The following is a 258-nucleotide window of genomic DNA, read 5'->3' on the forward strand; positions in this document are numbered from 1 at the left end:
GTATAAACATTTTGAAGAGAACAATAAATATATAAGAATTTTCGTTGGTGGGTGCTATCGACGAGAGAATAATAGGCTGATTTCTATTTATCCACAGATAAAACTATACAAAAATGGAATTGTACTTATTTCCTTTAGAAAGATGTTACCTGATATTAATTTAACGTCAGAAGAATTTATTGAGGACGAGGTTAATATCGTTACTAAGTCTTTTAACGAAATTTTACTTACACCAGGCATCATTTTTGCCAATGAACT

The 258-nt window shown here is 29.8% G+C and carries 1 protein-coding gene; it reads left to right on the forward strand.

From position 1 onward, the window contains the following. On the forward strand, window positions 1-258 hold a 258-nt coding region (locus SB752_RS32810), incomplete at both ends, for a hypothetical protein (protein WP_410719565.1).

The organism is Brevibacillus sp. SIMBA_040 (assembly GCF_046535075.1).
Taxonomy (GTDB): domain Bacteria; phylum Bacillota; class Bacilli; order Brevibacillales; family Brevibacillaceae; genus Brevibacillus.